Origin of the sequence: Tenacibaculum dicentrarchi, from assembly GCF_964036635.1 — a bacterium.
Classification (GTDB): Bacteria; Bacteroidota; Bacteroidia; order Flavobacteriales; family Flavobacteriaceae; genus Polaribacter; species Polaribacter dicentrarchi.
Genome location: NZ_OZ038524.1, coordinates 1443639 through 1464101, shown reverse-complemented (window position 1 = coordinate 1464101; position 20463 = coordinate 1443639). Strand labels below are relative to the sequence as shown.

Here is a 20463-nt window from a genome sequence, read left to right as displayed (position 1 = left end):
TTACAATTTTTTAGTATGTTTGCTTTTACAAACAACAAAAAATATAATCAAACTATATATAATGGAATATTTAGATTTTGAACTACCTATAAAAGAACTAGAAGATCAGTTAGCAAAATGTATTGCTTTAGGAGAAGAAAGCGATGTTGATGTTACAGAAACGTCTAATAAGATTGAACTAAAATTAGCAGAAACTAAAAAAGAGATATATAAAAATATAACCCCTTGGCAGCGTGTACAATTATCACGCCATCCTAATCGTCCTTATACCTTAGATTATATTAAGGCTATTTGTGGCGATACTTTTATGGAATTACACGGTGACCGTAATGTTAAAGATGATAAAGCGATGATTGGTGGTTTAGGTAAAATAGGCGATCAGTCGTTTATGTTTATTGGTCAGCAAAAAGGATATAACACCAAAACACGTCAGTATCGTAATTTTGGTATGGCAAACCCTGAAGGATATCGTAAAGCGTTGCGTTTAATGAAAATGGCAGAGAAATTTGGTATTCCTGTAGTTACTTTAGTAGATACTCCAGGAGCATATCCTGGTTTAGAAGCTGAAGAACGTGGGCAAGGAGAGGCTATTGCTCGTAATATTTTAGAAATGACACGTTTAAAAGTGCCTGTTATTACCATTGTTATTGGTGAAGGAGCCTCAGGAGGTGCCGTAGGTATTGGTGTAGGAAATAGGGTTTATATGATGGAAAATACTTGGTACACGGTAATTTCACCAGAATCATGTTCTTCTATTTTATGGCGTAGTTGGGAGTATAAGCAAAAAGCTGCCGAAGCGTTAAAGTTAACAGGAGAAGACATGAAGCGATTAGAATTAATCGACGGAATTATTGAAGAACCATTAGGAGGAGCACACGTAAATAGAGAAGGTACTTTTAAAGCTGTACAAGCACAAATAGTAAGTGCTTTTGATGAATTAAAAGATTTAAGCGAAGCAGAATTAATTACCCAACGTATGGAAAAATACGAAGATATGGGAGTTTATAATGAGAAATAAAAATCTGTTTTTTAGTTATTATAATAAAAAAGCAACCTATTAAGGTTGCTTTTTTTATTGTTTTTATTAATTATTTAAGGAATGTTTAAAAATTTATGCGTTTGTAACGAAATACGCCATTTTGGATTTTTCATTACATAATCAATAATTAACGGAGTCATTGCTTCTTTTTTACTCCATTCAGGCTGTAAAAATAATTGGCATTTTTTTCCAACCTTATCAGCTTGTTCTTCCGCAAATTTAAAATCATTCTTATTATGAATAATCATTTTTAACTCATCGGCTTCTTTGTAGCATTGTTTTGTAGGTAATTTTGTTTTTTTAGGAGATAAGCAAAACCAATCCCAAACCCCCGAAAAAGCATAGGCTCCTGAGGTTTCGATATGTGTTTTCATGCCCTGATCCTGTAGTTGTTTTGTAATATAATCTAAACTCCACATTAAAGGCTCACCACCAGTAATTACTACGGTTTTAGCTAGTTTTTTAGCGTTTGAAACAATAATATCGGTTTTGGTTGGCGGATGCAAATTAGCATCCCAACTTTCTTTAACGTCGCACCAGTGGCAACCCACATCACAACCTCCGATTCTAATAAAATAAGCCGCAGTACCTGTGTGCGATCCTTCTCCTTGAATAGTATAAAATTCCTCCATTAATGGAAGCATTTGTCCTTTATCAATTAACTCTTGTACTTCTTTTTTCAACATAAGGATGCAAAGATAGTTAACATTAAAATTTTATGGATCATTTTTGTTACTTTTACGTTATTTATCAATAAAAAAATAAGGAAACCTAACTTTTAACTTTAAAAATTAACAAAAACTAGATGAAAAGTATAATCAAACCATTAATAATCGCTTTAATATCAGTAATATTTATACAGTGCGAAAATAATAAATATGATATTTCTAAAGGAAAAGTAGGTGAATTAACCACCAAAACAACCATGAAAGAGGTAGATGAAATTTTTAAAAATGATTCTATCGTAAAAGTTTTAAGCGAAGGAGCAAAGGGAAGCGACTTTTTTCAAGAAGATGATAAATATTTAATTTTTGAAAAAGGCGGGAAGCATTTATTAACAATTGTACCAAAAGAACAGTTAGATTCAGTATCAACAATTAAAAGTATTGAGGTTTTTGATAAACGATTTAAAACCGCTACTGACCTAAATGTAAATTCATCTTTTCAAGAAATTAATGCAAATAATACTATTAGTAAAGTAGAATCTTCATTTTTATCAGTAACCTTATTTATTGATGATTTAAACGCTACAATTTCTTTAGATAAGGAAGATTTAGGTTTAAAAGATTTTAGTACTCAAAAAGTAAGTATTGAACAAATACCTGATTTAGCAAAAATTAAATCATTTACAATCTGGTTTAATTAAAAACATAAAAAGTAGAGATGCGATTTATCGCATCTCTACTTTTATATATGAAATCAGAATTAAAGTGTAAAAATAGTAAGTAAAACACCTAAAATAATTGCTGTAAATTTCTTTATGTTAAATTTATGATTCTCAGAACTTTCAAAAAGTATGATAGTTGAAATATGAAGAAAAACCCCAATAATTAAAGCGGTAATTTCTGTGTGATAATCGCTAAAAACAGCTACTTTATCAGAAACTAAAACACCTAAAGGGCTCATAAAAGCAAAAATACTTAAAAAGAAAATAATTGTTTTTTTACTATAATTTGTTTGTAATAAAAAAGTTGTTAAAACAATAGCAATCGGAATTTTATGTACAATAATTGCCCCAAGTAAATTATCGCCAGCATGATGTATCGGCAAACCTTCCGAAAATGCGTGAATACATAAACTAATAAACAACAACCACGGAAATTGTGATTTATCGGAATGTACATGAATATGCCCATGTTCTGCTCCTTTTGAAAAAGATTCCAATATCGATTGAATAACAATTCCAACCAAAATTAAAATTCCAATTTTTTTAGCATTGTGCGTGTGCATATAAACCTCGGGAAGTAAATGTAAAATAGTTACCGACAATAAATAAGCACCACTAAAGGCAAGTAATAATCGAACGTGTTTATTGTTTGGTTTTAATATTAAAACGAGTAAAGCGCCAATTAAAACGGCAATAATTAATAATATATAACTCATGCTATTCTCCAATCAAAATTAATCTATCCGAAGTGTTTTTATCAAATTTATTTAAAGCATAATCACCAAAAACATGCTTTAATTTTAAGCCAGCTTCTTTAAAATACAGTTCCATTTTATCAAGGGTTAAAAATTTTACCTGCTCGGTGTAGTGGTGTTGTTTTTTATCAGCAATAAAAGAAATATGTTTTAAAATAAAACCATCTTTAATTTCTCTTTTAATATTGAATTCAATGCCATCAATGGTTTTTACCTCTGCACTAACCAATGATTTTTTTACTTTTTCAACATTTAAAAAGTCTAAAACGAATACACCTTGCTTCTTTAAGCCATTTTTAACACTTTTTAAAATAGCAATATCTTGCATGTCGTCATCAAAATAGCCAAAACTGGTAAATAAATTAAAAATAGCGTCGTATTTGTGTTCTAGAGTATCACGCATATCCCAAACTTCAAAATTGAGTGTTTCATTTTCAAACTGTTTGGCGTATTCAATACTATTTTTACTTAAATCACCACCTGTTACTTTGTAATTAAGCGAGTTTAAATAAACCGAATGTCGTCCTTTACCACAAGCTAAATCAGCAATATGGCTTGTTTTAGGGAGTTGTAAAAATGTTGTTATATTGCGCATAAAAAACTGTGCATCGGCATCGTTTCTGTGCTTGTATAATGTGTGATAATAAGTTGTGTCGAACCAAGAAGTAAACCAGTCTGTTGTTTTCATAAGTATAAAGTCTGCAAAAATACATAAATCTTATGTTTTTTAGATTGAAACAAGAAAAGATTCCTATCAACCCAAAATTAGCTGTACTTTTGTACCGAAATTTTACAATTATATGGAGAAAGATTTTAAAATGACTGCCGTTACAATGGCAGGTTTAGAAGGTGTACTAGCAGATGAACTAAGAAAGCTTGGTGCCCAAGACGTTAAAGAAGGAATACGTAATGTTTCTTTTAAAGGAGACACAGGGTTTATGTACAAAGCAAATATTGCGTTGCGTACAGCAATTCGTATTTTAAAACCAATTAAAAAAAGTAAAATTTTTGATGAGGAAGATTTATACGAGGCAATTCAGCGTGTAAAATGGGATAAATATATTGATGTTGATGGAACTTTTGCTATTGGAGCAGTTGTAAATTCTAGGAATTTTACAACAAATTCACATTATATTAGTTTAAAATCGAAAGATGCGATTGCTGATTATTTTGTGAATAAATATAAAAAGCGTCCGAATGTAGATTTAAAACATCCTGATGTTAAAATTCACATACATATTCATAACGAATGGTTAACAATTTCGTTAGATTCTTCTGGTGATTCATTACACAAAAGAGGATATAGAAGTGCTACCAATATTGCGCCAATAAACGAGGTTTTAGCAGCAGGATTAGTATTGTTATCGGGGTATAAAGGTGATGAAAACTTTATTGACCCAATGTGTGGTTCGGGGACTATTTTAATTGAAGCAGCAATGATTGCTAATAACATTCCTGCAAATATTAATCGTAAGCATTTTGCTTTTGAAAACTGGAAAGATTACGATGAAGATTTATATTTTGTAATTCAAGATGCTTTGTTGAAAAAAATTACAAGTTCTCATTTTAAAATAATGGGGTTTGACAAAGCACCTTCAGCAGTTACCAAAGCAAAACAGAACGTTATTAATGCCAATTTAGAAGAATTTATAGGAATTCACCACGTAAACTTTTTCAATTCTAAGAAAGAGGTATTTGGAAACACTACTATTTTATTTAATCCTCCTTATGGAGAACGTTTAAATATTGATACAGAGGAGTTTTATAAGAAAATTGGAGATACTTTAAAGCATAATTATCCAGGCTCAATGGCATGGTTAATTACTTCAGATATACAAGCATTAAAACATGTTGGTTTACGAACTTCAAAAAGAATACCGCTTAAAAATGCCGATTTAGATTGTCGTTTTGTAAAGTACGAACTTTATGAAGGAAGTAAAAGAATTAAAAATGATTTTGATTCTGAAAGAGAAGCTTAATATTATATAATAAATAAAATCCGAAGTAATTTTACTTCGGATTTTTTATTTTAGATTTTCACCTAACAGGGTTATTTTTTCTAGCCATTTTTTTCTAAACGAAATACTTGCATTTTTAATGGGTGAAATATAGGTTATTTTAACAGGGCTAATACCACAAAATTCTAAAGTTCCTTTTTTAAATTGACGTAGTGCAGGGCTTTTCATCACTAAAAAATCATACCATCGAGGCGTATCGGTTGTAATAATTATTCTTGCCGATTTTCCTTTTAACAATTTTTCAGGAAATGGTTTTCCTTCTATAGGTTGATAGGTAATACCAGGCAAAAATGTACGGTCAATAAATCCTTTCATAATAGCAGGAGCGCCTTGCCACCACATCGGGAATATCCATACGATATGGCTTGCTTTTTTTATTTTATCAATAGCGATTAATAAATCGGGCTCTAGTTCGGTTCTTTTACGATATCCAAAGGCTAAATTCGGGTTAAAATCTAAATCTGCAATATTAATTTGAGATAAAACCGCCGTTGTTTTACTAGCACCTTTTAAATAAGCTTCTGATAATGCGTAATTATAACTCTGTTTATCTGGGTGTCCGTTAATAATTAAAACATGTTTCATGATCATTGTTTTAGAATAATACTAAAGTATAAAAATCAATAACAAAAAAAACAGCATTTAGTTGCCTAAATGCTGTTTTAAAATATATTTAAGAAAAATTCTTAGTTGTTTACAGAATCGCTTAAACCAGCACCTGCCTTAAATTTCACTACATTTTTAGCAGCAATTTGAATTTCTTTTCCTGTTTGAGGGTTTCTACCAGTTCTAGCAGCTCTTTCAGAAACAGACCAAGTTCCCCATCCAACTAAAGCAACTTTTTCTCCAGCTTTTAAAGAAGTAGTAACGTTAGAAGTTAAAGAGTCTAATGCAAGTTTAGCAGAAGCTTTAGAAATTCCTGCATCAGCAGCCATTGCATCAATTAAATCTGATTTGTTCATAATTTTAATATTTTTAAAAATTAATTTTTGTTTTTCGCTTAATAGCTCAACAAATATAGTAGGAATGCAGTTCCTTGCAAGTTTTTAGAGTAAAAAAACAGTCGATTGTTAATAACATTCCTTAAATTGTTAATAACCCTACTTATTTTTCGTTAAAAATGGCTAAAGCCTATGTATAAAGGCTTACAGCGCTTTTGCATCTTCAGAAAATTGAAAACCATTTAATAAACTTTTAGCATCCATTAATTTTTTACCTGAAATTTTAATTTCATTAATAATAAGATACCCATCTTTTACAGCAATTTTTAATTCTTTTTTAGAAGAAACAAGAGTTCCATTGGCTAAATTATGCTCGGCAAATTCTTTTGTTGTTCCGTATATTTTAGTTAAAATTTCAGTATCGCCATTTTTTATGTTTGTCCAAGCGGCAGGATATGGGTTTAATCCACGGATATGATTGTAAATATCATTTAAAGATTTAGACCAATCTATTTTACAGTTATCAGGAAACAGTTTATGTGCGGGCTTTTCTTCTAATTCGGGTTGTTTTGTAGTAGGAACATTTCCTGTGGCAATTAAATCTAGGGTTTCAGCAACTAAACCAGCACCTAAATTCATCAATCGGTCATGTAGCTGTCCAACAATTTCATCATCTTTAATAGCTACCGATTTTTGTAAAATAACTTCACCTGTATCTATTTTATCATCAATAAAAAAAGTAGTAACACCTGTGGTTGTTTCGCCATTAATAATAGCCCAATTAATAGGAGCGGCGCCACGATAATCAGGTAATAAAGAAGCGTGTAGGTTAAAAGTACCAAATTCAGGCATTGCCCAAACTGTTTTTGGCAACATTCTAAAAGCAACGACAATCTGTAAATTAGCATTCCATTTTTTTAAATCAGCCTGAAAGGCTTCATCTTTTAAATTTGTAGGCTGTAAAATAGGAAGCTCTTGAGAAAGTGCATATTTTTTAACAGCAGATTGGTTTAGTTTACGACCTCTACCAGCAGGTTTATCTGCTGCAGTAATTACGCCAACTACATTATAATCATTTTCGATAAGGTGTTTTAAAATGGTTACCGCAAAATCAGGCGTTCCCATAAAAACGATGCGTAAATCTCTCATTTATAGTCAAGTTTATAGTGAAAATTATAGTAAAAAATATTTGTTGTTAGTAACGCTAATTTTTTCTTCGGATAAAAGCGTTCGTAAAAGTATTAAAATGTTAGCTTCTTTTTCATACAGCGCTGTAGCTATTTCATTAACAGTTAAAGCATCTTTTTTGTTTAATAAGTTTATAATTTGCTTCGGATTAATATAAAACGTTTGTTTATGTTGCAGACAAACATCGCAAATACCACACTTATTGGTTGCGTCTTCATTAAAATAATTTAATAGTTGTACGCTTCTGCAAAGGTCATTATTTTTTAAAAAATGAATTAAATCTTGCTGTTTTTTCTTTTTCTGAACTAAATACAGCTCAATATTTTTTAAAACTCTGTTAATTGTTTTATCATCTTCTCTTGGCTGTAAGAAAAATAATTCAGAATTATCACTTGCTTTTTTATATTCAAGTATATTTTTTTCAAGCATTCGTTCTAATTCTTTAATAACTTGCTCAGAGGTAATACCTATTTTTTTGGCGATATAAAATTCATTAATTTTTACAGGGTTTTCAAAAACTCCGCCGTATAAACGCAAAAGCGTTTGTACGAATTTTTTTGCTGATGGATTTTGTTGCAAATATAAAACTACCTGTTTGCTTGAAACGATAAAATAAATGCTTGATTTCTTTTGAAAATTAGTATTTAATTCAATAATGCCATTGCTATTTAATATTTGTAAAATAGTATATGTTTTAGTGGCAGTAAATGTATATTTTGTACAAAATTCTAGAAAATTAAAATCGAAAGGTGTTTCAATCAGTTCGCCTTTTGTAATTTGAAAATGCTGATATAATTTTCGATGAACCAATTTTATATCAGCAATATTAGGAAGTGATTTTTTTAATAAATCAGTGCTTTTTTTGATGTCATTCAGATTGTTTAAAACCACTGAAAAAGCTTTGTTTCCGTCACGCCCGCCACGTCCAGCTTCTTGAATATAATTTTCGATAGATCCAGGAAGGTTTAAGTGAATTACCACCCGAACATTTGGCTTGTCTATTCCCATTCCAAAGGCATTTGTGGCAACTATAATGGGTGTTTTTTCGGTCATCCAATTATCAAAAGCACGTTCTTTTTCTTGAATTGTTAAGCCTGCATGATAAAAAGAACTCTTAAATCCTTTTGCATTTAAATAGTTGGCAATATTTTTTGTTTTGGCTCTTGAGTTTACATAAATAATTGCCGAGCCTTTTGTTTTGGTAAAAATCTGATTTAGTTTGCGAAGTTTATCATCGGTTTGAAAAATTTGATAGGCTAAATTTTTTCGGTAAAATGATTTTTTGAAAATTTTAGGGGTATCAAGTTTTAACGAAACAATAATATCGTTCACCACTTTTTTAGTTGCCGTTGCTGTTAAGGCGATAAAAGGAACTTTTGGTTGTAGTTCTTTTAAAATAGCAATATTTTGATACGAAGGACGAAAATCGTGTCCCCATTCTGAAATACAATGCGCCTCATCAATGGCAATTAAATTAACATCTAGTTGTTTTATCTTTTCTTGAATAAAACGCGACTGTAAACGTTCGGGAGAAATGTATAAAAATTTCATTTTTCCGAAGCGAATATTGTCAAAAAGTGTAATTATTTCGTTTTGAGAACTTCCTGAAGGAATTATTGTAGCTTTTATACCTTTGTTAACAAGGCTATCTACCTGGTCTTGCATTAGGGCAATTAGTGGCGAAATAACAATGCAAACCCCATCGTTAATTAATGCAGGAATTTGAAAACAGATAGATTTTCCACCGCCCGTAGGTAACAAGGCGATGGTATCTTTGCTGTTTAAAACAGCCGTTATAATTTCTTGTTGAGGTGTTCTGAAAGATTTATGCTTCCAGTAATGCGTTAATATTTCTATCGATTTTTCATACATTTTTTAAATCGATTGTAAAATAAAATCGCAGCGTTCTTTTACAGTTCCAAAAGGAACAGTTATAATTTCATAACCAATTTCTAGGTATGATTTTTTTAAAAATTCATCAATCTCGACTGCTTGTTCAAAGGTTTCATATCTTTCATTATCAGATTTATAAATACTTTTCCATGGTGGGCACATAAATACTTTAGTATATAAATACTGACCACTTTTTTGTTTGAAAATAGGCGGATATTCACTTCCTAAATAATTCATGTACGCATGCACATCTGGTATTCCTCTGTCAAAAAAAATGACATCTGCATCATTCTTTTCAGCATCTAAATATTGTTGTTCTCTACCTTGTAGTAGCATTTCACTAAAAAGCAAAGGTTGTTCTAAAAACAATTGCTCTATTCCTTCTTTTTTGGCCCTTAGCGTTACTTCTCTCGAAATTTCAGGCATACAATTATAACCGAGATTTATAAACTCGTTTAAAATTGAAGACTTGCCTGTACCAGGACCACCTATTAAAACTATTTTTTGTTGCATGGTGCAAAAATATAAGTTTCAATTTATAAATGTAATAAATAGTGTAATTTTGTGCCATATCATTTTTAAATGATGAAAAATTAATTTTAAAAACTATAAAAGTTAAGTATTATGTCAGATAGAGAAGCATTCTATATTAAATTGAAAGGACAATTAGAAGACACAACAACATTTCCGAATAAATATTTATTCAAATTTATTGTACCTACAGATGAAAATCAGGCTGAAGAAGTAAAAGAAGTATTTAATAAAGGCGGTGCAGTAATTAAAACGAAACAGTCAAAGACAGGTAAGTATAACAGTCTTTCTATTTTTTTAAATGTTGAAAGTGCCGAAGAGGTAATAGCTTATTATAAAAAAGCAGACATAATTAAAGGTATAATTTCATTATAATATAAAAAAATAAGCGTTTAAGAATTTAAGGCAATAAATTGTTGCAAATCGTAAAATAAGTAAAAATAAAAGTAAGTGTATTTAAGTGAGTTTTAAAAAATATATAATCAGTAAAAAAATAATGCTATTTTTTTTTATAGCTTTATTTATTGTTTCTTGTGATTTTATTAGTTTAAAAACAAAAAAGGCATCACAAGAGTATAAACCTATAGCAACGGTTTACAATAAAAATATTTATAAAAAAGATATTGAAGAGTTATTACCAAAAGATATAAACCCTAAAGATAGTGTTGTTATGGCACGAGGGTTTATTTATTCATGGGCAAAAGAACAACTATTACTCGCTAAGGCAGAAGAAAATATATCGGAACTAAATAGTAAAAAAATAGCCATTTTAGTTCATAATTATAAAAATAGCCTATATATAAATGGATATAAAGAGCGTTTAATAAAACAACAGTTAGATACTGTTGTAGCTATGAATGAAATAGAATCGTACTATTATAAAAATAAAGATAATTTTAAATTAGATGAAGAAATTTTACAGTTTGAATATATTAACTTCGGAAAAGATTTTTTAGATAAATCAGAAGTTATTAAAAATTTTAAATCATCAAAACAAGCAGACCGAGAAGAATTAGAGCGTTATTTGTTAAACTTTAAATCATATCGATTACAAGACTCAACGTGGGTGCCTTTTTCATATTTACCTAAAATAATACCTCCTTTTCAGTTGCAAACTAAGCAAAGTTTGTTAAAAATTTCAAAATACATACAAAAAGAAGATAGTTTAGGAGTATATTTGGTGGCTGTAAAAAAGAGGTTGCCAAAAAATGCGAGTGCCCCTTTAATATTTGTAAGTCCTAGGATTAAGCAAATAATTTTACACAAAAGAAAATTAGAATTAATTAGAGAGATAGAAAAAACCTTGATAAATGATGCAATTCAAAATAAAAACTTTAAAGAATACTAGTCTATTATTTACCTTTTTCTTGGTAGGTTTAGGAACTGTAAATGCACAACAAAACAAAGTTGATGGTGTGGCTGTCGTTGTTGGTAAAAACATTGTTTTAGATTCTGATATTGATAAATTTAAACAAGAAGTTGAGGTTAGAAGTGAAGGGAAGATAAAAATTTCTAACTGTGAAATGTTAGAGGAATTAATGCAACAAAAATTATTAGCTCACCATGGAGTTATTGATAGTGTTGTCGTTGCTCAATCAGATGTTGATAGTAAAGTAGCCCGAAGTATTTCTTATTTTACCAACCAATACGGAAGTGAAGAAAAGGTAATTAAAGCCTATGGTTTTAACGATATAGAAGACCTTAAAAAAGAATTAGCTAGGGTACAAAAAGAAAATATTCTTATTGAAAAGGAGCAGTTAAAGATTACTGAAAAAGTAGATGTAACTCCAGAAGAAATACGTGTTTATTTTAAAGGATTAAATGATAAAAATGAATTGCCAGAAATTCCTGCGCAAGTATCCATAGCGCAATTAGTTTTAAATGCAGAACCAACACCGCAAGAAATAGAACGCGTTATTAATAAGCTTAATGAAATTAAAAAGCAAGTTGAAAACGGTGCTAGTTTTAAATTAAAAGCAATTATAAATTCTGAAGACCCAAGTGCTGCTCAAAACAGCGGAAACATGGGGGTTATTACCAAAGAAACTAACTTTGTAAAAGAATTTAAAGAAGTAGCTTTTTCATTAGAAGAAGGACAAATATCAGCACCTTTTAAATCACCTTTTGGATATCATATTATTTTACTAAATAAAATAAGAGGTAACGGACGTGAGGTTTCTCATATATTACTACAGCCAGAAATTGCTGATGAAAAATTAAAAGAAACAAAACAAGCTATTCAAAATATTGTAAAAGATATTAAAGAAAAGAAAATAACTTTTGAAGATGCTGTGAAAAAATATTCAGAAGAAGAAGAAACTAAAAACAATGGCGGGTTATTAATTAATCCATATACACAAGAAACTACTTTTGAATTAACTAGAATGGCACCAGAATTATTTGGTAGAATTAGCGAGCTTAATCAAGGAGATTTATCAGATATTCATTATGATGAAACTCGTGAGGGTAAAAAAATGTATAAAGTGATTTTATTAAAAACAAAAACACAAACACATAAAGCAAATCTAGTAGATGACTATGTAAAACTACAAGAATTTGCCTTGGCGAAGAAAAAAGAAGAAAAAATTACCAAGTGGTCTAAAGAAAAAATACAAGAAACCTATATCAAATTATCAGGTGATTATAAAAAGTGTGTCTTTAAAAAAGATTGGAAAAAAGAACATAAATAATCCCTATTAATTTTAGTAAAACAAGAATCCCGCCTTTAGCGGGATTCTTGTTTTTTAATAGTTTCTAAAACACTATTTTTGAAATACGTAAATTAAAAATTTATTCTATGTCAGATGTAGCCGCTGTAAATAATTTAGTTAAAAAATTCAGTCAATTACAACAAGAAATAGGTAAGGTTATCGTTGGGCAGCAAACCGCTGTTGATTATACGCTATTATCTGTTTTTTGTGGAGGTCATTCTCTTTTAATAGGTGTGCCAGGATTGGCAAAAACACTGTTAGTAAATACCATATCGGAAGTATTGGGTTTACAGTTTAGTCGTATTCAGTTTACACCCGATTTAATGCCTTCGGATATTTTAGGAAGCGAAATTTTAGATGAAAACCGTCAGTTTAAATTTATAAAAGGACCTATTTTTTCTAATATTATTTTAGCTGATGAAATTAACCGTACACCGCCTAAAACTCAAGCAGCTTTATTAGAGGCAATGCAAGAAAAATCAGTAACTATTTCTGGAAATCACTATAAATTAGACCTGCCATTTTTTGTGTTAGCCACCCAAAACCCGATAGAGCAAGAAGGAACATACCCGTTGCCAGAAGCCCAACTAGATAGGTTTATGTTTTCTATTCATTTAGAATATCCTACATTTGAAGAAGAGGTTCAGGTGGTAAAAAATACCACATCAACAAATAAACCAACCGTAAATTCGATTCTTTCTTCTCAAGAAATTATTGAAATGCAACACTTAATTCGAAAAATTCCAGTAGCCGATAATGTTATTGAATATGCCGTTGGTTTGGTGGCTAAAACACGCCCGAAATCGGAAAAAGCAATGCCATTAGTTAAAAAATATATCGATTGGGGAGCAGGACCAAGAGCTTCACAAAATTTAATATTAGCCGCTAAAGCATACGCAGCTATAAAAGGTAAGTTTTCGCCCGATATTGAAGATGTTCAAGCAGTTTCAGTACCAATATTATCGCACAGAATTGTTAAAAATTACAAAGCCGAAGCCGAAGGAATTACTATTGAACAAATTATAAAATCATTATTTTAAGATGAAAAAAGTACTTATAGCAACACTGTTATTACTGATTAGTTTTTCTTGTAAAAAGGAAGTGTCAGAAAAAGTAGAAAAAAAAGCAATTTTAGCCGTTATGAAAGCCCAAGAAACCGCTTGGTCAAACCATAATTTAGAAGGCTATATGCAGGGTTATTGGAAAAGTGATTCTCTAAAATTTTACGGCAGTAACGGGCTTACTTATGGGTGGAACAAAACCCTATCGAACTATAAAAAAGGCTATCCAACAAAAGCGCATTCAGGAGTTTTAAAATTTAAAGTAAATGATATTTCAAAAATAGCCAACGGTGCTTATTTTGTAATGGGCGAATACCATTTAACCCGAAAAGTAGGGAATGCCAAGGGTGTTTTTATGATTATTTTTAAGAAGATAAAAAATCAATGGAAAATTATAGCAGATACTTCTTGTTAATAAATTAGCTATTTATAAAATTAAAAACCCGCTTTAAAAGCGGGTTTTTAATTTTATAATATTTAAGAAAAATATCAAAATTATTTTTTAGCCTTATTTTTAAAGCGGTTAAATTTACTTGTTTTTTTCTTAGGCCAGCTGTTATTTGTAGTGTCAATATCAGCAGTCTCTAAATCAGGATCTATTACAAAGCTTTTTATTTCTTTATCCGAAGAAAAAACACGGAATGCTTTTTGATCATTATTCATCCAAATTTGAGCAGGAAAAGTTTCTCTTTTTTTACTGCCATCAGCGTATGTTAATTCGATAATAATTGGCATTGGTAAACCTCCTGGCTTTTCAAATTCAACCTGATACATATACTTTGGTAATGCTTTTAAACGTGCTTTTTTATCGGCAGATAAACTATTAATATAGTTTTCTACTTCCGATGAATTTGCAGTTTTTTTATCGGTAGTTAAAAAAACTAATTTACCTAAGCCTGCAAAGTAAGAAGGATATTTTTCTTGTAGTTTTTTCGTTTTTTCGTTTGGTTTGTTTGATAAAAACAACGATTTTACTTCTTTTATTGCAATATCAGTATAATCTGTTGAATAAAACCAACCTCTCCAAAACCAGTCTAAATCCATACCAGAAGCGTCTTCCATAGTTCTAAAGAAATCAGCAGGCGTAGGGTGTTTAAACATCCATCTTTTAGCGTAGGTTCTAAAAGCATAATCAAATAATTCAGGTCCCATAATGGTATGACGTAACATATATAAACCAGCGGCAGGCTTTGTATAAGCGTTTGGACCGAAGTTTTTTACGTAATCACCCTGCGACATAATTGGCGATAATCTGCTTTGATCTAAACTCATATAACGCACAATGTCTTTGGGTAAATTACCCGTATTGAAGTTTGGGTCGTAGTCTAATTCGGCTAAGGTTTCAACAAAAGAATTTAAACCTTCGTCCATCCAAGTCCATTGACGTTCATCAGAATTTACAATCATCGGGAAAAAGTTATGCCCAACTTCGTGGGTAATAACACCAATCATTCCGTTTTTAACTCTATCAGAATAGGTTCCGTCGGCATTAGGACGTCCGTAGTTAAAACAAATCATCGGGTATTCCATTCCTTGTTTTTTTGCATGAACAGAAATTGCTTTTGAATACGGATAATCAAAAGTCATTTTAGAATACTCTTCTAAAGTATTGGCCACAACTCTTGTTGAATGTTGCTCCCATAAAGGGTTTCCTTCTTTTGGATACAAAGAAACCGCCATAATATTTTTACCATTTATTTTTACAGCCATGGCATCCCAAATATATTTTCTTGAAGAAGCAAAAGCGTAATCACGTACGTTATTTGCCTTAAAGTGCCATGTTTTTGTTTTGGTAGATCTTCCTTTTTCGTTTGCTTCCGCTTCTTTTTGGGTAACAATAAAAACAGGGTTTTTATACGATTTTCTAGCCTTTGTAAAACGCTTACGTTGTTCTTTGGTTAGCACCTCTTTTTCATTTTGTAATTGACCAGTAGCATCTACAATATGATCGGCAGGAACGGTTAATTTAACGTCGTAATCGCCAAATTCTAGTGCCCATTCACTACGGCCCCAAAATTGCATGTTTTGCCAACCTTCAACGTTGTCATAAACCGCTAAACGAGGAAAAAATTGCGCAATAGTATAGTTTTTGTTTCCGTCAGGAAATAATTCAAAACCAGAACGCCCACCGTCATCAACAGAATTATTAATTAGGTAGTTCCATTTTATTTTAAAAGTAAAAACTTCGCCCGATTTTAATGCTTTTGGTAAATTAATACGCATCATTGTACGATTAATAGTGTATGATAAATCATTGCCATTTTCATTTTTTACTTCTTCTATTTTGAATCCAAAATCTTTAGAAATTTCTAAGTTTTTTGCTACAAATTTTTCAGGAGTTTGAAAAATACTTGCTCTTTTAGACTCCGAAAGCGGACTTTTAGAATCTGGAGCACGCATATTTTGATCTAATTGCACCCATAAATAGTCTAAATTATCTTTAGAATTGTTATGGTAGGTAATTGTTTGATCGCCATATAATTTATTAGCAGCTTCGTCTAAATGTAAGTTCATTACATAGTCAACTTTTTGCTGGGTATATTGATGTCCAGGAGCTCCTGATGCTGTGTGTTGGTCGTTTGGTGTAGCTAATACGTTTTTTAATTGACGAAATTTGTTCTGATCAATATGACCTTTTTGAGGCTCTTTATTTGTTGTTTGTGCAAATAGTGATGCAGATACAAAAAGAGCTGAAAATAGTAGTGTAGAATATTTTTTCATTTTCTTTTTTTAAATTATTAAATTTTAAATTATCGCGGTAAGTTACTGAAATTTGAGTAGTAGGAAAATTAGTTTTAAAACTTTAACAAACCTTTTATAGCCTGTTTAATTTGTATATAAAAGATGATTATTTGTTTTTTATCCGTATAAAATATTTAGATTATTAAAATCAAGCTATAAATAACTAAATTTAAGTCAAATACTAAAAATAATCTTAAAATTTTAATAAGCCTTTATTGTTTTTTTTATCTAAAAATAAACTTTTACGTTCTTTTTTTACAGAAGCTTTTATTAAATTTTGTTGTTCAGGAAAATACTTAACTAACATGTTATTTTCTATTTCAATAGTATTTATACTTGTTATATGTTCTGTTTCTAAATAAAAATATACAATATCACCATCGTATTCTTTACCAATAAAATTATAAGTAACCTGTTTTTTGTTAATTTTAATCTTAAAATTTTTTGTTAAATAGTTAACAAAAAGCGAGTCAACATTTTTTAACTCATTGTTTGATGTTAATTGTAAATCGACATTATAATCTTTGTTTATAGCTGTTTCTATGTCGTCCATAAAAACATTCATAATCATTTGTACTGATTTTGTTTCTTCTTGATAGCTAATTTCAGTTAATGAAATATAGTATTTATGAAGGCTAAAAGCGAGTAGTGGAAGGATAAAAAAAAGCAGGCTTATTTTTATGATATTTTTATTCATGTATCTTTTTAAGTTTATTTTTTGATGTTTTTATACTGATAAATGCGCCAAATTACTCTTTTTTACTCTTTGTAATCGTTTAAGTTTAATTTTTTAAATTTTTCGGCCTTCTTTTTTAAAAATAAAATCATATTTATTTCGCCAGCGTGATAGGTTTCTTCAAATTTTTCATCCGAAGTACAATAATAAATAAATTTATAAATGTCTGTTTTTTTTATCTTGTATTCTTGTACAATAGCCGCCGAATAGTTGTTTTTTATCTTATTTACTTTTACCTCTAAACTTTCGATGGCTTTTAGTTTTTTAAGCTTTTTTATTCTGCCAGAAGCGGTGTTTATAATGTAGTCTAACGAAATTACATTCGCCAAACCAAAGGTAAAAGGCTTACTTCCTCCCATAGCTGTTTGCAGCGTTCTTTCGGCGGGTGTTAGTTGTTTAGAGCCCGCATAAGGCAGGTTTAATGTTGTCGCATTTATTTGAGCTGTTGTTTTTATATTTTTAATATCGGAGGATAAAAAGCCTAGCAAATCATTTTTTTTAAGTGTTATTTCATCTAGTTCATAGGCTTGTTTATGTAGTTTAAAGCTGTTTTTTTGAATCCCGAAATGATTTGTTTTCACTTTAATATGGATTGATTTATAGCCAACAAACGATATTTTTAAAGAATCATTTACTTTAGCTAAAATTCTAAACTCCCCCGATTGATTGCTAAAAGTTCCTTGTTTTGTGGTTAAATTGATGATGTGCGCATTATAAATAGTGGTAATTTTATCGTTCACGCTTCCGTATAAAAATTTTCGAGGTATTTGTTGTTTTTGCGCCTGTATTTTTAAACAAAAAAGTACTAAAAACAAGATATAAACGATTTTTTTCATTCTGCTGAATTTAAAATTATTAAATAATTGTCACTTTGTTGTTGAAGTATTTTAAGCATTTCTAAAATCCTGCCTTTTTTGTATAATTCTTCAATACCTAAATAATTGCAATAATTTAAAAAGTGATGGTATTTTTCTTTGGGGATTTTCAACTCGATAAAAAAGAATTTTTCACCAAATTCCGATAGCAATATTTTAGGGAAATGCTCTTTAAATTGAATTTCTTTTCGAAGTCTTCTTTTTTCGGCGGCATATTGGTCAATTCCTGCTCCTGATTTAGTAGAAACACCTTCAAACCTTGCTGTAGGATCAACTTGCTTTCTCATGTCAGGCGCTTTGATACGCGCTGTTGCATCAATTTTTGAAATAACAATTTGGTTAAAATCAATCATTGAAAAATCTACTGCTTTTTTTGATTTTATCGCCTCAAAATTTGTAGGGATTTCTTTTAAATCGCTAAATAAACGCCCTTTTAATTGATGTCTTTTTAAGGTAACTTCGTCTAGTTCAAAAGTTTCTTTACTTAAAATAAAGCTGTTTTTTTGAATCCCAAAATGATTTGCGCTCACTTTAATACGGATTGATTTATAACCAACAAACGATATTTTTAAAGAATCATTTACGCTTGCTAAAACTCTAAATTCACCAGCTTGGTTGGTAAAAGTTCCTTGTTTTGTGGTTAAATTGATGATGTGCGCATTATATAGGTTTCCAATAGCATCTTTAAGGTTTCCGTATAAAAATTTTCGAACTGTTTTTTGCTGTTCTTGAGAAACAGCAACTTTAATAACACTAAAAAGGAATAAAATTAACAGGTATTTTTTTTTCATATATCTTTTTGAACACTGGTTATTTTTATCTTTAAAAATCATCAAAAACACTTCATATTACAAATAAACTACCTAATTGTCTTAAAAATGTTGTAATGCTATGGTAAATTTTTGTTAATTTGACTTATGAAAAACATGATAATAGCAAGCACATCGACTGTTCACGCAAGTGGATACCTAGAATATATAACACCAGCCCTTATTAATTTATTTAAAGATACCGATACTATTTTATTTATTCCTTACGCACGCCCTGGTGGAATTACTTATGACCAATATACCGATATTGCCAAAAAATATTTTGCAAAGCTTGATAAAAAAGTAAAAGGAATCCATGAATTTGAAAATCCGAAGGAAGCTTTAAAAGCAGCAAAAGGAATTTTTACAGGAGGAGGAAATACCTTTGAATTGGTAAATCAATTATATAAAAACGATATAATTGATACTTTAAAAAATGTTGTAGAAAAGGGAACAGCTTATTTAGGAACCAGCGCAGGAAGTAATATTTGTGGCGTAACAATGATGAATACCAACGATATGCCTATTGTATATCCGCCGAGTTTTAATACCTTAAATTTGATTCCTTTTAATATTAATGCTCATTATTTAGATCCTCTGAAAAACTCAACTCATATGGGCGAAACTCGTGAAACTCGTATCAAAGAATACCATGTTTTTAATGAAACACCCGTTTTAGGATTGAGAGAAGGAAGCTGGTTAGCGGTAATAGGAAATGAAATTATTTTAAAAGGAAATTTATCAGCACGCTTGTTTCAAAAAGATAAAGAACCAATAGAATTAAATACAAACACAAAGATTCATAGAATGAATTTATTTTAATAAATCACTTTTTATTCATTTTAGATGTGTACTTTAAATATGAAAGATAAAGAAATAGTAATTAACCAATGGGTAGATCTTTATTCAGAACCATTACTTAAAAGAGCTATATTTTTACTAGAAAATAGAGATGATGCGAAAGATTTAGTACAAGAAGTTTTTGTTTCTGCAGTACAAGCGTATCATCATTTTAAAGAAGAAAGTACTCCACTTACTTGGTTACAAACTATTCTTAAAAATAAAGTTGCCGATTTTTATCGAAAAAAATATCGTAATACTAAAAGCATTAATATAGTAAATTTTTTTGATTCGAAAACAGGTTCTTGGACAGATAATTCAATTCTTAATGATTGGGATCAAAATTTAAATGAACAAGAAAATCAAAATTCACTACATAGTACATTAGATAAATGTATTGAAGATTTACCTGCTCAATGGTTACTTGTTGTAAAACTTTATTATTTAAAAGAAAAAAAGAACAATGAGGTTTGCAGTGAATTGAATATTTCCCTAAATAACTTGTGGAAAATACTTCAACGAAGTCGTATGCAATTAAGGAAATGTATAGAATTAAATTGGTTTGAAAAATTATGAAAACAACGATTAATAAGTTAATTCATTTTATTATTAAGCCATGTGAAAAAATTCCAATTTTAATAGAAAAACAAAATACAGGAAATCTTTCATTTATCAATGAAAAATGGCTTAGTTTTCATTTATACGTATGTATATCATGTGCTTCTTATAAACGTAAATTTGAAAAAATAGATTCTCTTCTATCAAAAAAAATGATAGAAGAGAATAAAAAAATAAAAATAAATAAATCTGATATACAGGAGTTTAAGGGTTTAATTAAAAATAAAATAAATATTTAATTTTATTTTTTGTCAGTATTTATAAAATTTTTCGACTATATATATAAAGGTCACCAAAGTATCTTTTTTGTAAAAATTAA

23 protein-coding genes are annotated in these 20463 nt (G+C 29.9%); 11 read left to right on the top strand and 12 right to left on the bottom strand.

The genetic code is table 11. The features are described 5' to 3' along the window. Positions 1 to 61 precede the first annotated feature (61 nt). Positions 62 to 1018, top strand: coding sequence for an acetyl-CoA carboxylase carboxyltransferase subunit alpha (locus ABNT14_RS06435; RefSeq protein ID WP_101901536.1), 957 nt, complete (start codon positions 62 to 64; stop codon positions 1016 to 1018). A gap of 74 nt (positions 1019 to 1092) precedes the next feature. On the opposite strand, the gene ABNT14_RS06430 is transcribed toward ABNT14_RS06435, so the two are convergent. Beyond that, positions 1093 to 1725, bottom strand: coding sequence for a 7-carboxy-7-deazaguanine synthase QueE (locus tag ABNT14_RS06430; RefSeq protein ID WP_180947666.1), 633 nt, complete (start codon positions 1723 to 1725; stop codon positions 1093 to 1095). A gap of 119 nt (positions 1726 to 1844) precedes the next feature. On the opposite strand from ABNT14_RS06430, the gene ABNT14_RS06425 reads away from it, so the two are divergent. After that, a complete protein-coding gene (locus ABNT14_RS06425) occupies positions 1845 to 2405 on the top strand; it encodes a hypothetical protein (protein ID WP_101901538.1) in 561 nt (186 codons plus the stop codon). A 59-nt stretch (positions 2406 to 2464) separates the two neighbouring features. Here ABNT14_RS06425 and ABNT14_RS06420 read toward each other — a convergent pair whose 3' ends face one another. Beyond that, positions 2465 to 3142 carry a ZIP family metal transporter gene (locus ABNT14_RS06420; RefSeq protein WP_101901540.1) on the bottom strand — a complete coding sequence of 226 codons (678 nt, stop codon included), beginning with the start codon at positions 3140 to 3142 and terminating at the stop codon, positions 2465 to 2467. 1 nt (position 3143) lies between these two features. Continuing rightward, positions 3144 to 3869 carry a class I SAM-dependent methyltransferase gene (locus tag ABNT14_RS06415; protein ID WP_101901541.1) on the bottom strand — a complete coding sequence of 242 codons (726 nt, stop codon included), beginning with the start codon at positions 3867 to 3869 and terminating at the stop codon, positions 3144 to 3146. A gap of 112 nt (positions 3870 to 3981) precedes the next feature. On the opposite strand from ABNT14_RS06415, the gene ABNT14_RS06410 reads away from it, so the two are divergent. Next, positions 3982 to 5160, top strand: coding sequence for a THUMP domain-containing class I SAM-dependent RNA methyltransferase (locus ABNT14_RS06410; protein WP_101901543.1), 1179 nt, complete (start codon positions 3982 to 3984; stop codon positions 5158 to 5160). Between the two features lie 45 nt (positions 5161 to 5205). Here the strand turns inward: ABNT14_RS06410 and ABNT14_RS06405 are convergent, their stop codons facing one another. The 5 genes from ABNT14_RS06405 to ABNT14_RS06385 form a co-directional block, all read right to left on the bottom strand. Beyond that, complete coding sequence (locus ABNT14_RS06405) at positions 5206 to 5784, bottom strand: NAD(P)H-dependent oxidoreductase (protein WP_101931004.1); 579 nt, start codon at positions 5782 to 5784, stop codon at positions 5206 to 5208. 101 nt (positions 5785 to 5885) lie between these two features. Further along, positions 5886 to 6161: an HU family DNA-binding protein gene (locus ABNT14_RS06400; protein ID WP_101901545.1), complete on the bottom strand. Its 276-nt coding sequence runs from the start codon at positions 6159 to 6161 to the stop codon at positions 5886 to 5888. Positions 6162 to 6344: 183 nt separating this feature from the next. Next, the gene (gene fmt / locus ABNT14_RS06395) at positions 6345 to 7289 is read right to left on the bottom strand and encodes a methionyl-tRNA formyltransferase (RefSeq protein WP_200809362.1); all 945 of its coding nucleotides are present in this window, start codon (positions 7287 to 7289) and stop codon (positions 6345 to 6347) included. A gap of 24 nt (positions 7290 to 7313) precedes the next feature. Next, the gene (locus ABNT14_RS06390) at positions 7314 to 9200 is read right to left on the bottom strand and encodes a RecQ family ATP-dependent DNA helicase (protein WP_101901547.1); all 1887 of its coding nucleotides are present in this window, start codon (positions 9198 to 9200) and stop codon (positions 7314 to 7316) included. Between the two features lie 3 nt (positions 9201 to 9203). Then, a complete protein-coding gene (locus tag ABNT14_RS06385) occupies positions 9204 to 9734 on the bottom strand; it encodes an AAA family ATPase (RefSeq protein WP_101901549.1) in 531 nt (176 codons plus the stop codon). 111 nt (positions 9735 to 9845) lie between these two features. Here ABNT14_RS06385 and ABNT14_RS06380 point away from each other — a divergent pair, with 111 nt between their 5' ends. The 5 genes from ABNT14_RS06380 to ABNT14_RS06360 all read left to right on the top strand — a co-directional run bounded on the left by ABNT14_RS06380 (position 9846) and on the right by ABNT14_RS06360 (position 13939). Next, positions 9846 to 10127: a DUF493 family protein gene (locus ABNT14_RS06380; RefSeq protein ID WP_101901551.1), complete on the top strand. Its 282-nt coding sequence runs from the start codon at positions 9846 to 9848 to the stop codon at positions 10125 to 10127. A 121-nt stretch (positions 10128 to 10248) separates the two neighbouring features. Next, the gene (locus tag ABNT14_RS06375) at positions 10249 to 11100 is read left to right on the top strand and encodes a hypothetical protein (RefSeq protein ID WP_101901553.1); all 852 of its coding nucleotides are present in this window, start codon (positions 10249 to 10251) and stop codon (positions 11098 to 11100) included. Continuing rightward, on the top strand, positions 11063 to 12442 hold the full coding sequence (locus ABNT14_RS06370) for a peptidylprolyl isomerase (RefSeq protein WP_234984966.1): 1380 nt from the start codon (positions 11063 to 11065) through the stop codon (positions 12440 to 12442). Before ABNT14_RS06375 ends, ABNT14_RS06370 begins: the two co-directional genes overlap by 38 nt. Positions 12443 to 12549: 107 nt before the next feature. After that, a complete protein-coding gene (locus tag ABNT14_RS06365) occupies positions 12550 to 13503 on the top strand; it encodes an AAA family ATPase (RefSeq protein WP_101901555.1) in 954 nt (317 codons plus the stop codon). A gap of 1 nt (position 13504) precedes the next feature. Beyond that, positions 13505 to 13939, top strand: a complete 435-nt coding sequence (locus ABNT14_RS06360) for a nuclear transport factor 2 family protein (RefSeq protein WP_101901557.1) — start codon at positions 13505 to 13507, stop codon at positions 13937 to 13939. Positions 13940 to 14019: 80 nt separating this feature from the next. Here ABNT14_RS06360 and ABNT14_RS06355 read toward each other — a convergent pair whose 3' ends face one another. The 4 genes from ABNT14_RS06355 to ABNT14_RS06340 form a co-directional block, all read right to left on the bottom strand. Next, entirely contained in the window at positions 14020 to 16245 is a 2226-nt protein-coding gene (locus tag ABNT14_RS06355; protein ID WP_101901559.1) for a M1 family metallopeptidase, read from the bottom strand. Positions 16246 to 16459: 214 nt separating this feature from the next. After that, on the bottom strand, positions 16460 to 16963 hold the full coding sequence (locus ABNT14_RS06350; protein WP_101901561.1) for a DUF6702 family protein: 504 nt from the start codon (positions 16961 to 16963) through the stop codon (positions 16460 to 16462). A 62-nt stretch (positions 16964 to 17025) separates the two neighbouring features. Then, positions 17026 to 17838 carry a carboxypeptidase-like regulatory domain-containing protein gene (locus tag ABNT14_RS06345; protein WP_101901562.1) on the bottom strand — a complete coding sequence of 271 codons (813 nt, stop codon included), beginning with the start codon at positions 17836 to 17838 and terminating at the stop codon, positions 17026 to 17028. Further along, entirely contained in the window at positions 17835 to 18668 is an 834-nt protein-coding gene (locus ABNT14_RS06340; protein ID WP_348719325.1) for a carboxypeptidase-like regulatory domain-containing protein, read from the bottom strand. The genes ABNT14_RS06345 and ABNT14_RS06340 overlap by 4 nt, the downstream gene beginning before the upstream one ends. A 126-nt stretch (positions 18669 to 18794) precedes the next feature. Here ABNT14_RS06340 and pepE point away from each other — a divergent pair, with 126 nt between their 5' ends. Genes pepE through ABNT14_RS06325 form a run of 3 tightly spaced genes read left to right on the top strand, consistent with a single transcriptional unit; the run spans position 18795 to position 20383 of the window. Next, positions 18795 to 19508 (top strand): dipeptidase PepE, encoded by a 714-nt coding sequence (gene pepE / locus ABNT14_RS06335; protein WP_101901566.1) that lies wholly within the window; start codon positions 18795 to 18797, stop codon positions 19506 to 19508. A 39-nt stretch (positions 19509 to 19547) separates the two neighbouring features. Further along, the gene (locus tag ABNT14_RS06330) at positions 19548 to 20102 is read left to right on the top strand and encodes an RNA polymerase sigma factor (RefSeq protein WP_101901567.1); all 555 of its coding nucleotides are present in this window, start codon (positions 19548 to 19550) and stop codon (positions 20100 to 20102) included. Beyond that, entirely contained in the window at positions 20099 to 20383 is a 285-nt protein-coding gene (locus ABNT14_RS06325; RefSeq protein WP_101901569.1) for a hypothetical protein, read from the top strand. Before ABNT14_RS06330 ends, ABNT14_RS06325 begins: the two co-directional genes overlap by 4 nt. The last annotated feature ends 80 nt before the right edge of the window (positions 20384 to 20463 follow it).

Bases quoted from the DNA above. Each gene is read 5' to 3' on its own strand.
- ABNT14_RS06405 (WP_101931004.1), bottom strand. From the start codon at position 5,784: ATGAAACATGTTTTAATTATTAACGGACACCCAGATAAACAGAGTTAT.
- ABNT14_RS06360 (WP_101901557.1), top strand. From the start codon at position 13,505: ATGAAAAAAGTACTTATAGCAACACTGTTATTACTGATTAGTTTTTCT.
- fmt (WP_200809362.1), bottom strand. From the start codon at position 7,289: ATGAGAGATTTACGCATCGTTTTTATGGGAACGCCTGATTTTGCGGTA.
- ABNT14_RS06375 (WP_101901553.1), top strand. From the start codon at position 10,249: ATGCTATTTTTTTTTATAGCTTTATTTATTGTTTCTTGTGATTTTATT.
- ABNT14_RS06380 (WP_101901551.1), top strand. From the start codon at position 9,846: ATGTCAGATAGAGAAGCATTCTATATTAAATTGAAAGGACAATTAGAA.
- ABNT14_RS06425 (WP_101901538.1), top strand. From the start codon at position 1,845: ATGAAAAGTATAATCAAACCATTAATAATCGCTTTAATATCAGTAATA.
- ABNT14_RS06325 (WP_101901569.1), top strand. From the start codon at position 20,099: ATGAAAACAACGATTAATAAGTTAATTCATTTTATTATTAAGCCATGT.
- ABNT14_RS06400 (WP_101901545.1), bottom strand. From the start codon at position 6,161: ATGAACAAATCAGATTTAATTGATGCAATGGCTGCTGATGCAGGAATT.
- ABNT14_RS06420 (WP_101901540.1), bottom strand. From the start codon at position 3,142: ATGAGTTATATATTATTAATTATTGCCGTTTTAATTGGCGCTTTACTC.
- ABNT14_RS06370 (WP_234984966.1), top strand. From the start codon at position 11,063: ATGATGCAATTCAAAATAAAAACTTTAAAGAATACTAGTCTATTATTT.
- ABNT14_RS06340 (WP_348719325.1), bottom strand. From the start codon at position 18,668: ATGAAAAAAAAATACCTGTTAATTTTATTCCTTTTTAGTGTTATTAAA.
- ABNT14_RS06390 (WP_101901547.1), bottom strand. From the start codon at position 9,200: ATGTATGAAAAATCGATAGAAATATTAACGCATTACTGGAAGCATAAA.
- ABNT14_RS06355 (WP_101901559.1), bottom strand. From the start codon at position 16,245: ATGAAAAAATATTCTACACTACTATTTTCAGCTCTTTTTGTATCTGCA.
- ABNT14_RS06365 (WP_101901555.1), top strand. From the start codon at position 12,550: ATGTCAGATGTAGCCGCTGTAAATAATTTAGTTAAAAAATTCAGTCAA.
- ABNT14_RS06410 (WP_101901543.1), top strand. From the start codon at position 3,982: ATGGAGAAAGATTTTAAAATGACTGCCGTTACAATGGCAGGTTTAGAA.
- ABNT14_RS06435 (WP_101901536.1), top strand. From the start codon at position 62: ATGGAATATTTAGATTTTGAACTACCTATAAAAGAACTAGAAGATCAG.
- ABNT14_RS06345 (WP_101901562.1), bottom strand. From the start codon at position 17,838: ATGAAAAAAATCGTTTATATCTTGTTTTTAGTACTTTTTTGTTTAAAA.
- pepE (WP_101901566.1), top strand. From the start codon at position 18,795: ATGAAAAACATGATAATAGCAAGCACATCGACTGTTCACGCAAGTGGA.
- ABNT14_RS06385 (WP_101901549.1), bottom strand. From the start codon at position 9,734: ATGCAACAAAAAATAGTTTTAATAGGTGGTCCTGGTACAGGCAAGTCT.
- ABNT14_RS06330 (WP_101901567.1), top strand. From the start codon at position 19,548: ATGAAAGATAAAGAAATAGTAATTAACCAATGGGTAGATCTTTATTCA.
- ABNT14_RS06430 (WP_180947666.1), bottom strand. From the start codon at position 1,725: ATGTTGAAAAAAGAAGTACAAGAGTTAATTGATAAAGGACAAATGCTT.
- ABNT14_RS06350 (WP_101901561.1), bottom strand. From the start codon at position 16,963: ATGAATAAAAATATCATAAAAATAAGCCTGCTTTTTTTTATCCTTCCA.
- ABNT14_RS06415 (WP_101901541.1), bottom strand. From the start codon at position 3,869: ATGAAAACAACAGACTGGTTTACTTCTTGGTTCGACACAACTTATTAT.